Source organism: Synoicihabitans lomoniglobus (assembly GCF_029023725.1).
In the GTDB taxonomy this organism is placed as follows: domain Bacteria; phylum Verrucomicrobiota; class Verrucomicrobiia; order Opitutales; family Opitutaceae; genus Actomonas; species Actomonas lomonigloba.
The window spans coordinates 4,465,848-4,479,368 of record NZ_CP119075.1 but is presented as its reverse complement, the minus strand read 5'-3'; the positions used below and the strand labels follow the sequence as shown (position 1 = coordinate 4,479,368).

Sequence of the window (13,521 nt, the reverse complement as noted above, 5' to 3'; positions counted from 1 at the left end):
TTGAAATCAACTTCCGTGTTCATTTATTCCCTACGCATCTCTCTGTTGGCCGCTTTGTGGGTCGGTCACCCTTCCATCGTTTCAGCCCAAACCTCGGGAGCCGCCGACACATCATCCCCGGCCGCTGTCTCGGGGGATGCTCCGAAGGTGGACGAGAAGCAGGCGGAAGAGTGGTGGAAAAAAACGGGTCACCCCAAAGGCAAGTGGTGGCTTACCTACGAGGGCTACGAAGGGGACGCGGCGGACAAGATTTGGGAGAATGTGGACATCCCGCCTTCGCCGTTACTTTCACCGGAAGAGGCTTTGGAATCGATGCAATTGGACGATCGCTTCCGCATCGAACTGGTGGCCGCCGAACCGCTGGTGGTGCGGCCGGTTTTCATGCGATTCGACGAGCGAGGTCGGTTGTGGGTGGTGGAGATGCCCGGCTACATGCGTGACATTGACGGCACTGGCCAGGATGACCCGAGCGGACGAATCGTGGTGTTGGAGGATGATGACGGGGATGGCCGGATGGATCGTTCCACCACCTTCCTGGACGGACTGGTCATGCCGCGCTCGCTTGCCTTGGTGCCGGAGGGCGCCTTGGTGGTGGAGCCACCGCGCATCTGGTTGGCGCGGGATCTCGATGGCGACCTGATCGCCGACGAAAGAACTTTGCTGGCGGAGGACTACGGGGTGGAAGGGAATCCCGAGCATTCGGCCAACGGTTTGGTGCGCGGGTTGGACAATTGGTTGTATTCCGCGAAGAGCGCGGTGCGTTACCAATATCGGGATGGGGCTTTGACGGCCGAGCCGACGGCCTTTCGCGGTCAGTGGGGTATCAGTCAGGATGATACAGGACGCTTGTTCTACAACTACAACGCGTCACCCCTTCATGCTGATCTGGCCCCGGGGCAGTATTTTCTGGACGCCACGGGTCCGAACTTGTCTCAACGGCGTCATGTTCGCGGGCCGGCGTTACTTAATGTCGATCTGGTCGCGGACAAGGCGCTCCATCCGCCGCGCGTGACCCCACTCGTGACATTGGGGGCGTCGGATCTGCGTCCCGATGGCACGCTGAAACAGTTCACCGCTGCGTCTTCACCGTTCATTTATCGCGGCGATCTTTTCCCGTCGGCCGTGAACGGAGATGTCTTCATCTGCGACCCCGTGGGGAACCTCGTGAGCCATTTGAGCATGCACTCCGACGGGCTGAATCTGCGCGCGGAGCGGACGCAACCGGACCGCGAGTTTCTCGCTTCAACCGACGAACGATTCCGACCCGTATTTTTGGAATCGGGACCCGATGGTGCGCTCTACGTGGCCGATATGTATACCGGCATCGTAGAGCACAAACGCTACGTGACGGAGTATCTGCGCAAGCAGGTGCTCGGTCGTGATCTTGGGCAATTCACCGCGACCGGACGTATTTATCGGATCGTGCCCAAGCAGTCCTCGACGGTGTTACAAGAATCGGAGCTGCCCGAATCCGCCGCCGGCTGGGTGGCACAACTCGATGATCGCAGCGGCTGGATGCGCGATACGGCGCAACGGGTTTTGGTGCAAGGTGACCATCGCGAAGTCGCCTCGGATCTGATTCGACTCGCGACGAACGCGAATGCTACGCCGTTGGGTCGGTTGCACGCGCTGTGGACGTTGGAAGGGCTTGACGCGCTCAAGCCCAAAGTGGTGCGACGGGCTTTGCAGGATACCGATGCTCGCTTGCGGGAAGCGGCGGTGCGGCTCACCGAAAGACTCCCTGCGGCCGCGCGGTCGGAGATCGCCTCGACGTTGATGTCACTGGCGAACGACTCCTCGCTCCAAGTGCGCCTTCAATTGCTGCTGACCTTGGGGGCGTCCGGTTCACCGGAGGCATGGCCGGTCATGCGTGAGCTGGTGGCGGCGGACGATGCCGCGCCGGAATTCGGAGTGGCGGCCGCGGCGGGATTGCGCGGACAGGAACTGGCATTTTTAGCGGCGGCGAAATCGTCGCTGACAGGCCGGGCACTTCGTCCGGCGGAAGTCCATTTATGGGAGCAACTCGGTTACGATGTGATGGTGCGCAGTGATGCGGCGGAGGTGGCCGCCCTGTTGAATCAACTTCAGATGTGGCCGGTAGGTTCGCCGGTCGGAACCGCGCTGTGGGCGGGAGCGTCCGCTCATCAACGCAATGGCGCGCCGCTCAGTCTGGCCGGTCCGCCGACGATTTATGCCGAGTCGCAGGCGTGGCCGGAAGGCGAGTTGGCGACGGCGGCGGTGAAGGTGTTTGAACAGCTTACGTGGCCCGGCGACGCGCGGTTTGCGGACGCGGAGGTGCGTCCTTTGACGGAAGCTGAACAAGTATTGTTCGAGCGTGGTAAACAGACTTACGCCACCATTTGTGCCGCCTGTCATCAGGTGGACGGCATGGGCATGGCTGGCGTCGCTCCGCCGCTGGCGGGCTCCCCCTGGGTGGTGGAAAATCCCCGGCTGCCGGTGGAAATCGTGCTGCGCGGTCTGTCCGGCCCCGTTGAGGTTCAGGGTCGCACGTGGGACATGGTCATGCCGGCGCTCGGCTCGGTGCCGGGCATGTTCGACGATGAAGGCATCGCGGCGATCACCACTTATTTAAGGCGCGCCTGGGGAAATCAAGCGTCGCCGATCACTGTCGAGGACGCCGCGCGGATGCGCAAGTTGGGCGAAGGCCGCATCAAGCCGTGGTCGGCGGCGGAGTTGCAGGCGTTGCCGGAATTTGAAACCGCGAAAGGAACCCGCTGAGATGCGAACGCCGTGGATGCAGTTGAGCTTGGTGAGCGCGCTATTGGCGTCGCTGGCCGTCGGTGCACCGACGGTGGCGCTGGAATCGTTGTCGAGGTCGCTGCGCTTACACGCGTCTTTTGATGAGGGGTTGACGGCGGATTATGCGCGCGGCGATCCCGGGTTGCGCTTGTTCCGGACCGGCGCGGAACGGAAAACCGGCGGGATCGCTGCAACCGTGGGCGATCAGTTGAGCATCGCGCCGCAGGCGGGTCGCCATGGCGGCGCGTTGCATCGGGGTGTGGAGCACCAGGGGCGCCTCTTTTATCGATCGGGGGACAATCTTCGGCTTGATAAACCCGAGCTGAGCGGGACGGTGTCGGTTTGGCTTCGCACCGATCCGGATGAGGATATGCCTCGAGCGTTTTGTGATCCGGTCATGTTGATAGGCGACAATCACCGCGACGGATTTTTATTCGTGGAATGGTCCAAGGATCACGCGCCGCGACGGTTTCGCTATGCGATCCTGCCGGAGTATGCGCGGTGGAATGCGGACGACCGCGAGTGGGAGTCGATTCCGGATGGCGAGCGTCCGATGGTGCAATTGAGCGAGCGGCCATTTGGGCGCGATCGTTGGGTGCACGTGGTCTTTACTTACGACCGCCTGAATGCGGGCGAGGCCGCGCGCGGATCACTGTATATCGACGGTGTAGCGGTGGGCTCCATCGCAGGTTGGGATCTCACACTCGCATGGGACCCAGCCTCGGTGATCATCGCGCTGGCGTGGAACTACGTCGGTTTTCTGGACGATCTGGCGATTTTTGATCGCGCTCTGACCGCCACCGAAATCGCGACGCTACATGCCCTGCCGGAAGGGGTGGCGGACCTGCGCGATTCGGCCACCCCGTAGAGCGCGGCGTTGCCAGTTTCATTTTTTACCCCGTGACGAACTCCCCAACCTCTCCCTCGCCGACCCCCACGCTGGATAACCGCAGTGCCTTTGTATTGGTGCTGCTGATGTGGGGGGCGTATTTTCAAAACTACACTGACCGCCAGGCCGTGTTCGCCATCTTCCCGATCTTACGGGAGGAGCTGGGCATGTCCGATACGCAGCTCGGGCTGACTGGTTCGATCTTTCTGTGGGTTTACGGCTTGTTTTGCCCTATTGCGGGACAGATTGCCGACCGCTGCTCGAAGCGCGCCATGGTGGTGTGGAGTCTGGCGCTTTGGAGCCTCGTGTCGATCGGCACCGGGTTTGCCCAATCGGCCTTTGTCTTGTTGGCGCTGCGGGCGGCGATGGGGATTTCGGAGGCGCTTTACATGCCGGCGGCGATTGCGCTGACCGCCAACGCTTATGCGCCGGAAAAACGCTCCCGGGCGATTTCGTTTCTCACCACGGCGCAAATCTGCGGCACGGTGGGCGGGGCGTGGTTTGGGGGTTGGATGGCGCAACGCGGCATGTGGCGGGAGGCGTTTTTTGTGCTCGGGGGCACGGGGCTGCTCTATGCCTATCCTTATTATCACTACCTGCGGGGCATCAACGAGGAGGCGCAGGTGGAGACCAAGAAGTCGGGCAGTCGTTTCGCCGTCGGTGATCTGGTTAAAGTGCCGACCTACCTGCTGCTTTGCGTGGCCTTTCCGATCTTTGTATTCGGACTTTGGTTACTGTATGGCTGGTTGCCGAGTTTCATTCACGACAAGTTCGGTCTGGACCTGGGTGATGCGGCCTTTGTCGCGACCGCCTACATGCAGGTCGCCACGCTGGTGGGCATGATGTGCGGTGGCACGCTGGCGGATAAACTCTACCGCGTCACCAAGGCGTCGCGGTTGTGGATGTTTGCGGTCAGTCTGTTGCTGTGCGCGCCGTGTTTGTGGGCCCTTGGTTACACGGAGTCGTTGATGGCGACGCGGATCGCGGCGGTGGGTTTCGGGCTCTGCAGTGGCCTGTGTATTGGCAATATTTTCCCGGCGGCGTTTGAAGTGGTGCCGTCGAACACCCGGGCCTCGGCGGTCGGCATTTTGAATTTCTGCGGAGCGGTGGTCTCGGGATTTGCCCCCTTGTTGGGCGGGGCCTGGCGGCAGACGCTGGGCATCGAGTTCCTGCTGGGCGGCACGGCGGTGGCGTATGTCGTCGGCGCGGGTCTGCTCATGCTCGGCATCAAATTTCTCTTCATGCGAGATTATGAGCGTATCCACTAATCCATCACGTCGACGGTTCCGCGTCCTGGTCGCGGAGTGCAAGCAGGAGGTGTCGACTTTTAATCCGAACCCTAGCGGTTACGGTGACTTCAACGTGCGCGTGGGGGCCACGTTGTTCGATCACCATCGCGGCGTGGAATCGGAGGTGGGCGGCGTGATGGCGGTGCTGGAAGACGACCCCGAGATCGAATTGATCCCGGTATGGGGGGCGAGCTGCAAAACGTGTGGCGGGGTTTTGGCGGCGGATGCGTGGGGACGGTTGTCGCGCGAGTTCTCCACGGCATTGGCGGCGGCCCCCGCGGCGGATGCGGTGATCATGTGTTTGCACGGGGCGATGGCGGCCCAAGGGGAAGAGGATCCGGAAGGTTGGTTGCTCGCTGAGTTGCGGCGGCAAAGGGGGGATGCACTGCCGGTGGTCACTTCGCTTGATCTGCATGGCATCGCCACCGACCGAATGTTTGCGCTGAGCGATGCGGTGGTGGCGTTTCATACTTATCCCCACGTCGATCTGCGTTCGACTGGTCAGCGGGCGGCTTTTCTGATGGGGCGAATCTTGCAGGACGGCGTCTGCCCGGTCACCGCCCGGGTGCCGGTGCCGGTGCTCGTGCGGGGAGATGAATTGATCACCGAAACGGGGGCGATTCGACGGCCGATCGAGCGGGCCAAGGCGTTTGAGGTATCGGGTGGCGGATTGTCGGCGGGACTGTTTGTCGGCAATCCGTTTACGGACGTGCCGGAGTTGCAAAGTTATGCGTTCGCGGTGACCGATGGCGACGAAGCGGCGGCGCGAAACACTGCGACGGAACTCGCACGATTGCTGTGGGCCGATCATGAAAAAATGCAGGTGCCGTTGGTCAGCGTCAGCGACGCCATGGCGGCACTGGCACGTCAGGCCGAAGGCACGGTGGCGTTGGTTGACGCGGCGGATGCCACGAGCTCGGGTGCATCCGGCGACAGCAATACGCTTCTGCGGGCGGTTTTGGCTTCGGGTTATACCGGTCGAGTGCTGGTGCCACTGGTCGACCCGTCGGCGGTGGGGGCGGCGATGGCGGCGGGCATCGGGGCGACGCTGAATTTGCATTTGGGCGGAGCGTTGGATCCGGCTCGATTTGAACCATTGCCGGTGGAAGTCACTGTGCGAATGTTGTCGAATGGTCGCTTCCCCAGCGAATCGTGGGGGGAGGAATGGAACTCCGGCCCGACGGCCGTTTTGCAAGCGGGCCAAATCACCATCGTGGTCACGAGCCAGGCCGTGCACCTGTTCGATCGTTCGCTCTTTTTGGGTCACGGACTGGATCCCCGACAGTTCGATGCGGTGGTGGTTAAATCACCGCACTGCCAGCACCACATGTATGCGGCGTGGTGTAGGGAAATGATTCATGTGGACGCGCCGGGAGCGACCTCGGCCAACTTGCCGAGCCTCGGACACACGCGTTGTCCGCGACCCATTTTCCCGCTCGATGCGGACGTTCCCTTTACGCCGGAAGCGACGATCTACGTGCGAAATCGATCGGTGAAATCAGACTCATGAAAATTACGGAAATACGTTGGGCCGGCTTGCGCGGCGAGACCCCGGAAGGCGGCTGGAGCACGGAACTTCAGCCGGATGACTGCGTGCACACGCTGGTGGCCGTGCATACCGATGAAGGGCTCACGGGCGTAGGCAGTGTGTTTACCAGCGAAGCGCTGGTGGGGGCGGCGATGAGCGTGTTGGAACCGCTGTTGCGCGGCGAAAACGCGTTGGAGCCCGAGCGGGTGAGCGAGAAGTTGCACCAACACACCTTTTGGTTGGGCCGGGGGGGCGCGATTACGCACGCCATCAGCGGCATCGACATCGCGCTTTGGGATATCTTGGGACAGGCCACGGGCCAGCCGGTGGGTCGTCTGCTCGGCGGCCGTTACCGCGAGCGGGTGCAGCCCTACGCGTCGCTCCTGATGGATGAGCCGGAAAAACTGCGCGACACGTTGCAGGCGATCAAGGCGCAGGGCTTTCGGGCTTTCAAAATCGGGTGGGGACCCTTCGGGCGTCGCAACGCCGCGACCGACCGGGCCATCGTGTGCGCGGCCCGTGATGCGATCGGACCGGAGTGCCGCCTGATGGTCGATGCCGGCGGCAGCGACGCGTATTGGACCAATGGTTACAAGTGGGCGCTGCGCACTTCGCACATGTTGGCCGAGTATGACGTGCATTGGTTCGAGGAAGCGCTCAATCCCGATCACCTGGCAGAGTTTGTGCGGTTGCGGGAGCATTCCCCGGTATCCATTTCCGGAGGAGAAGTGCTCACCCGGCGGCAAACGTTCCTGCCCTGGATCGAGCAAGGGGCCTTTGATATCATCCAGCCGGATGTCACGAAGGTGGGCGGCATCAGTGAAGAACGTCGCATCGCCTGGTGGGCGGAGGAGCACGGTATTCAATTCATTCCGCACGGTTGGAACACGGCGCTGGGCTTGGCCGCTGATCTGCATCTGGCTTCGGCGGTGCCGGGCACGGACATGGTGGAATACATCACGGGTTCGCCGTTCATTGATGACATCGTGGCGGAGGCTTGGAAACTCGATGCGGACGGTTGGCTCGACATTCCGACGGCTCCGGGTTTGGGCGTGAAACTCAATCTCGACGCGGTGGATCGCCTGACCGGAGGTAAAGCACTGTTATGACTCCGCGCGGATTGATCACCCTGTTGTCGGTTGCCGGCGGCCTGCTGTCGGTCGGCTCGCTCGCCGCCGCCCCGCGGCCCAATGTGGTCTTCATCGTCATGGACGACATGCGACCGGAGCTGGGTTGCTACGGTCGTGATCACGTGAAAAGTCCGAACATCGATCGCCTGGGCGCGCAGGGCATGGTGTTCAAGCGCGCTTATTGTCAGCAAGCGGTATGCAATCCTTCGCGAGCCAGCGTAATGACCGGACTGCGTCCGGACTCCACGGGGGTTTATGATCTGGTCACGCATTTCCGGGAGAAGGTGCCCGACGTGGTGACACTGCCGCAGCATTTCAAGCAGCACGGTTACCATACCCAGGCGTTCGGGAAAATCTATCACCCGGCGTTTCCGGGCAAAGCCATCGGTAGCGACCTGGGTGATCCGCCTTCGTGGAGTGAGCCGATTTGGATGGGCGGCCCGCGTTATTATTATTCGCCGCTGGGGGAGAAACTGACGCGTGGCGTCTACGCCGAAAAGACCGGAAAGACCGGCGCGGCGTTGGCGGATTGGAAGACGGATTTTCTGCGTTCGCTGGCCACCGAGGCCCCGAACGTGCCGGACAACACGCTCTACGACGGACAGGTGGCGGATCGCAGTGTCGCGGCCCTGCGCGCGTTGGCGGCGGACGAGAATGCGCCGCCGTTTTTTCTGGTGGTGGGGTTTTTGAAACCGCACCTGCCGTTCATCGCGCCGAAGCGCTATTGGGATCTCTATGATCCGACCACGCTCGAAATTACGAAGCTGCGCAACCCGCCCGTGGGCGTGCCGGTTCCGGCGACCAATGTGGTGTTGGACGAGCTACGTGATTCGTATCCGTGGGACGTGCGGGTCGACGCGGAGACCGGTCAGCCGGTGTCGGGCGACGCCGTTTATGAGATGCCGTCGGCCGGCGGTGAGTTGTTGCCGGAGCAAGAGCGCCGGTTGCTGCACGGGTATTACGCGTGCGTGAGTTTTGTTGATGCGCAGATCGGTAAGATCATGGCGGAACTCGAAGCGTCCGGATTGGCCGACAATACCATCGTGGTGGTGTGGGGGGATCACGGATACCACCTTGGGGAGCTTTCCATGTGGAGTAAGTTTACGAATTTCGAAATCGGCACGCGTTCGCCGCTGGTGGTCTATGATCCACGAGTAAAGTCGTCCGAGCATGCGACGGATGCGTTGGTCGAGTTCATCGATATTTATCCGGGCTTGTGCGAACTGGCCGGACTGCCGTTGCCGGCACATTTGGAAGGCGAGAGTTTTGCGCCGTTGCTGCGTGATCCGAATCGTCCCGGCAAAGCAGCGGCCTACAGCCAATATCCGCGACGTGATCTGATGGGCTATTCCGCCAAGACCGACCGTTTTCGTTACACTGAGTGGCGGGAAGAGGCGGGACACGGCGCGGTGGTGGGGGTAGAACTCTACGATCATTCGATCGATCCCGATGAAACCGTAAATCACGCCAGCTATCATGACTATGCGGAGTCTCGCCGTATGATGGCGGGCGTGCTGGCCCGGCAATGGCCGACTCCGACTGATGCTCAAAACTAACCGCAAACCACACCCTTCGATCTCCGCCATGTCCGACTCTCCTGGATTCTCCCGTCGCAATTTTATGAAACGTTTGGGCACCGGTTCCCTAGCGCTGACGCTTGCTCCGGTGATGGGACGTAGTGCCGCGGCGGCGGGTCCGCATGGCGGTGGTGTTTCATCGAGCGGGGCGGGCGGAACCCCCTTCGAATTGCCCCGATTCTTTGACTGCAATCGTTACCTCGGCCCGGGTTTTTCGACGGTGCCGGATTTCCCCACGCCGGCGTCGCTGGTGGAGGAGATGGATCGCCTGCACATCGACCGATCGTTGGTCTGGCACACGGACGCGCGCACGGCGCACCCGTTGAACGGCAATGAGCGTTTGATCAAAGCATTGGCGGACGCCGAGGGGGGCGACCGGCTGGTCCCGGCCTTTGTGGTCGCACCGAGTGTAAGCGTGGCCGGCCCCGAGCATGATGCTTTCGTCGAACTGGTGCACCGACACGACGTGCGCGCCTTTCGTTATTTTCCGCGCAGCGGGGAAGGGGGGCTGGAGGATCTTAACCCGCTGATTGAGCGGCTGGCCTCACGCCGTCCGGTGCTGTTGCTCGACTGTTTCGAATCGATGGGACGCGGGGCGAACCTGGGGCGGATCATTGGTTTCGCGGAACGGCATCCGAACCTCACGCTGATCTTCACCAATGCGATGTGGGTGCATCACGACCGGCTCTACGAACTGATGGCGGCGCGCCCCAATATCCGCATGGAAACATCACTCGTGCACACCTATCGCACCGTGGAGCACGTGGTGGAAAAGTTCGGAGCGGAGCGTATGCTTTTTGGCACCGGCTATCGCTCCAACTACGGTGCGGCCATCGCCAATCTCGTGCATTCGCCGATGACCGCCGCGCAGCGCGAGCAAGTGGCGCACGGCAACGTCGAACAACTGTTGCAGGTGCGTCGGCCGTTACGGGGTGGACAAACGCTGCAGGGCGACACGCTCTGGCACCGTCTGTTGCGCCGGGAAGTCCTCGGCCCGTTGATCATCGATGCGCATGCGCACATGGGTTATGGCGGGGAGTGGGAAGACCACCATCGGCCCGAATTCGCCGACCACATGAGCAGTGCGTTGCGGTATTTGGACGAGATGGGCGTGCAGCGCATGATCATTGCGGAGCACCAAACCTACCGGGACGGGGAACTGGGTGGTTTGACCCGGTTGGAGGCGGGCTTGGCGGATCACCGGGATCGCTTCAACGCCTACCTCAGCGCCCAAGTTTTCCTGCAATGGGACCAGCCACCGACGACCGCCCAACTGGACGAGATATTTCGCCGTGGGTTTTACGTGGGCTTCAAAACCCACACCGATCACTGGCAGGTGCCGCTCACTGATGAGCGTTTCATTCCCATGTGGGAGTATGCCAACCGCCACCGGCTGCCGATCCTGTCGCACACCTGGACGACGCCCAATGCGTCGCCCAAGTTGCTGCGCGAGATCGCGCCGCGTTATCCCGACGCGTTTTTCCTGCTCGCGCATTCCGGCAATCGTGATCGGGACGTGGTCGAGGAACTGATGCAGGACAACCTCAACGTTTACCTGGAGTGGGCCGGTAGCTTTGTGAACCCGGACGACTGGCGTCCGGTGATGGATCGACAGGGCAATCAACGTATTCTCTGGGGGGCGGACGGCGTGGGATGGGAGCACCGCTGGGGCCACAGTCCGGCGTGGGAGATGGGGCGCTTCCTGTCCATCGGCCTGAGTGATGAACGCCTGATTCCCATGCTCGGAGCCAACATGCAGCGCATCCTCGCGAAGAACCGGTTCATCGATAAGTCATGAGAAATCAGATACGCTTTGGTTTGTTCCTGGGATTCTTCGCGCTGTCGGCGGTAGCCGCGACCGCCAGGGCGCGACCCAATATTCTGTTCATCATGACCGACGATCAGTCCTACCGGTCGGTGGGCTGCTACGAAGGCTCCCGGCCGTGGGTGAATACGCCGAATATTGATCGGCTGGCCGAGAGCGGGGTGAAATTTGCGACGGCGTATGTCGGCACCTGGTGCATGCCGGCCCGCGTGTCGTTGCTGACCGGACGTCTGCCGCACGCGGTGGAGACCGTGCGGATGGAAGGACCTTATCCGGGCGTTGCATACGATCCCCAGCAGGCCCCGTTTTGGCCGAGCGTGTTGCGTGATCATGGCTACACCACGGCGCACATCGGCAAATGGCACGTTGGGGCGGACACGGGGGCCGGCCGTGATTGGGACTATCAGGCCGCGTGGTTGAGACCCAAACGCGCGGAAAACCCGGACGGAACCAGTTATTTTTACGATCAGAAGATTTCGTTCAACGGCGCGCCCGCGCAACCGGTCCGGGGGTATTCGACCGATAACTACACGGAGTGGGCGGATGCCTTTGTGCGCGGAGCGAACCGCGACGCCGACCAGCCGTGGTATCTTTGGTTGTGTTACACCGCGCCGCATCATCCGTTCGTGCCGGCCGAGCGTCACCGCTTCGATTACCTGCGCGAGGAAGTCCCGGTGCCGTCCGACATCTTTCCGCCGCGGCCGGGCAAACCGGCTTACATGCAAAAGGTCAGGGAATTTGAATACGATGACAACGGCATGTTGCGGGCGGTTTACCCCGCAGGCTTTCCCCTGCGTGAAGGCGTGCACGATTACAACCGCTCGATTCGCGCGATCGATGAAGGCGTGGGGCGCTTGTTGGATACGTTGGCCGAAACGGGGCAATTGGAGAACACCCTCGTCGTGTTCACCTCGGATCAAGGTTACGCGTGGGGGGAACACGGCTTCATCAAAAAAGTGGCGCCCTACGATGCAAATATTCGGGCGCCGTTGATCGTGAGCCAACCCGGCACGGTGCTGGCCGGACACACGGTGGACCGTCCGGTGACCGGGCTTGATTTGATCCCGACTTTTTTTGAGCAGGCCGGCATTGCACTGCCGTGGCGAATGCACGGGCATGACCTCAGCCCGCTGCTGCAGAACGAAACTGCGACTTGGCCGCATCCCGTCATGCTCAGTTACACCGGCTGGACGTATGGCCGCGCGACGATGCCGTTGCCCGAAGCCGGGATGGACGGACACTCCCACGTCGCCCAGGTGCCGTGGTATGTCATGCTGCGGAAGGGGAATTTTAAATACATTCGCACCTTGGTGGAAGGTGAAGGGGAGGAACTCTACGATCTGAACGCCGATCCGGATGAGTTGACGAATTTAGCCGGTGAGCCGGATCAACGGCAGCGTGTTCTGCGTCTGCGTGGTGACGCCGTCGCGCAACTCCGCCGCACCGAAGCTCCGTTTGTCGACGCCCTGCCATCGGTGCGCTCACTCGGCCCATGATGTGGCATTGAAATGAAATTCCTCCTGCTTATGTCCGTTTGCCCGCGTTCCGTTCGTCTCGCGATTTTCCGCTTTGTCTGTTGCACGCTGATCTGGGGTGGCAGTTGTTTTGTCAGCGACCTCACCGCGGCCAATCGCACGCGCGAGCAACTGCTCGAAGGGCGCGCCCGGGTCGCCGCCGACATGGAGATCGTGGCGTTTAAACGTATCCCCGACGTCATTACGAAACGCCGCAACGAACGCGGGCGGTTGGAGCGGGATCGCAAGGTCGACTACCTGGATCTTCGGCTCTCCATCGTGCGGCCTCCGCCAGCGGAAACCGAAGCCGGGGGCGCTATCGCGCGACCGGCGGTGTTGTTTTTTCACGGAGGAGGTTTTCAATCCGGAAGTCCGGAGCAGTTTTTTTTGCAGGCGAAGTATTTCGCGGCCCGCGGGGCGGTGGCGTTTTGTGTGGAGTATCGCCTGAAAGACCGCGTCGAGGTGACGATTGCCCAGCAGGTGATCGACGCGCGTTCCGCGTTGCGGTGGGTTCGCGAGAATGCCGCTGCGCTCCAGATCGATCCGCGGCAAGTCATCGCGGCCGGCGGTTCGGCCGGAGGTTACCTGGCGTTGGCGAGCGCGGTGCTGCCGCACTCCGACTCAATCGAGGTTCCCGATGCCGTCGTGCTCTACAATCCGGCGATTGATTTTGAGCGATTCGTCGGGGATCGAGGGCGAGGACGACTGGAAGATTCGATTGGCGGAACCGTGGAGCAATTCTCCTCCACGCCCAACCTGCGGGCCGGACTCCCGCCGATTATCATCTTTCAAGGTGAGGAGGACGAAAAAACGCCTCTCGTCGATGCCCGCAATTTTACCGAGCGGGCTCACGCGCTGGAGCTGCGTTGCGAATTGGTGACATTCCAGAAAGTCGGCCACGGGTTTCACAATCGTGACCCTTACATTGAGGACTGCGCGCAACAGGCGGTGAACTTCCTACGGGATGAAGGATTTGCTTTGGGTCAGTGAGGTTTGAATTGACGCGCAG

General features: G+C 61.6%; 9 protein-coding genes. All 9 read left to right on the top strand.

Annotation, left to right across the window (positions count from 1 at the left end):
• Genes PXH66_RS17305 through PXH66_RS17265 form a run of 9 tightly spaced genes read left to right on the top strand, consistent with a single transcriptional unit; the run spans position 1 to position 13,502 of the window.
• Positions 1–2,739 carry a DUF7133 domain-containing protein gene (locus tag PXH66_RS17305; protein WP_330930026.1) on the top strand — a complete coding sequence of 913 codons (2,739 nt, stop codon included), beginning with the start codon at positions 1–3 and terminating at the stop codon, positions 2,737–2,739.
• 1 nt (position 2,740) lies between these two features.
• On the top strand, positions 2,741–3,628 hold the full coding sequence (locus PXH66_RS17300; RefSeq protein WP_330930027.1) for a LamG domain-containing protein: 888 nt from the start codon (positions 2,741–2,743) through the stop codon (positions 3,626–3,628).
• Positions 3,629–3,660: 32 nt separating this feature from the next.
• A complete protein-coding gene (locus tag PXH66_RS17295) occupies positions 3,661–4,917 on the top strand; it encodes an MFS transporter (protein WP_330930028.1) in 1,257 nt (418 codons plus the stop codon).
• Positions 4,901–6,448: a M81 family metallopeptidase gene (locus tag PXH66_RS17290; RefSeq protein ID WP_330930029.1), complete on the top strand. Its 1,548-nt coding sequence runs from the start codon at positions 4,901–4,903 to the stop codon at positions 6,446–6,448. The genes PXH66_RS17295 and PXH66_RS17290 overlap by 17 nt, the downstream gene beginning before the upstream one ends.
• Complete coding sequence (locus PXH66_RS17285; RefSeq protein WP_330930030.1) at positions 6,445–7,575, top strand: mandelate racemase/muconate lactonizing enzyme family protein; 1,131 nt, start codon at positions 6,445–6,447, stop codon at positions 7,573–7,575. Before PXH66_RS17290 ends, PXH66_RS17285 begins: the two co-directional genes overlap by 4 nt.
• On the top strand, positions 7,572–9,152 hold the full coding sequence (locus tag PXH66_RS17280; RefSeq protein WP_330930031.1) for a sulfatase: 1,581 nt from the start codon (positions 7,572–7,574) through the stop codon (positions 9,150–9,152). Before PXH66_RS17285 ends, PXH66_RS17280 begins: the two co-directional genes overlap by 4 nt.
• 28 nt (positions 9,153–9,180) lie before the next feature.
• Positions 9,181–10,971, top strand: coding sequence for an amidohydrolase family protein (locus tag PXH66_RS17275; protein WP_330930032.1), 1,791 nt, complete (start codon positions 9,181–9,183; stop codon positions 10,969–10,971).
• A complete protein-coding gene (locus PXH66_RS17270; RefSeq protein ID WP_330930033.1) occupies positions 10,968–12,494 on the top strand; it encodes a sulfatase family protein in 1,527 nt (508 codons plus the stop codon). The genes PXH66_RS17275 and PXH66_RS17270 overlap by 4 nt, the downstream gene beginning before the upstream one ends.
• A 30-nt stretch (positions 12,495–12,524) precedes the next feature.
• Positions 12,525–13,502, top strand: a complete 978-nt coding sequence (locus PXH66_RS17265; protein WP_330930034.1) for an alpha/beta hydrolase — start codon at positions 12,525–12,527, stop codon at positions 13,500–13,502.
• The last annotated feature ends 19 nt before the right edge of the window (positions 13,503–13,521 follow it).

What these genes read in the sequence shown, in the direction of transcription:
- PXH66_RS17300 (WP_330930027.1), top strand. Translation starts at nt 2,741, where the DNA reads ATGCGAACGCCGTGGATGCAGTTGAGCTTGGTGAGCGCGCTATTGGCG.
- PXH66_RS17290 (WP_330930029.1), top strand. Translation starts at nt 4,901, where the DNA reads ATGAGCGTATCCACTAATCCATCACGTCGACGGTTCCGCGTCCTGGTC.
- PXH66_RS17285 (WP_330930030.1), top strand. Translation starts at nt 6,445, where the DNA reads ATGAAAATTACGGAAATACGTTGGGCCGGCTTGCGCGGCGAGACCCCG.
- PXH66_RS17280 (WP_330930031.1), top strand. Translation starts at nt 7,572, where the DNA reads ATGACTCCGCGCGGATTGATCACCCTGTTGTCGGTTGCCGGCGGCCTG.
- PXH66_RS17275 (WP_330930032.1), top strand. Translation starts at nt 9,181, where the DNA reads ATGTCCGACTCTCCTGGATTCTCCCGTCGCAATTTTATGAAACGTTTG.
- PXH66_RS17270 (WP_330930033.1), top strand. Translation starts at nt 10,968, where the DNA reads ATGAGAAATCAGATACGCTTTGGTTTGTTCCTGGGATTCTTCGCGCTG.
- PXH66_RS17265 (WP_330930034.1), top strand. Translation starts at nt 12,525, where the DNA reads ATGTCCGTTTGCCCGCGTTCCGTTCGTCTCGCGATTTTCCGCTTTGTC.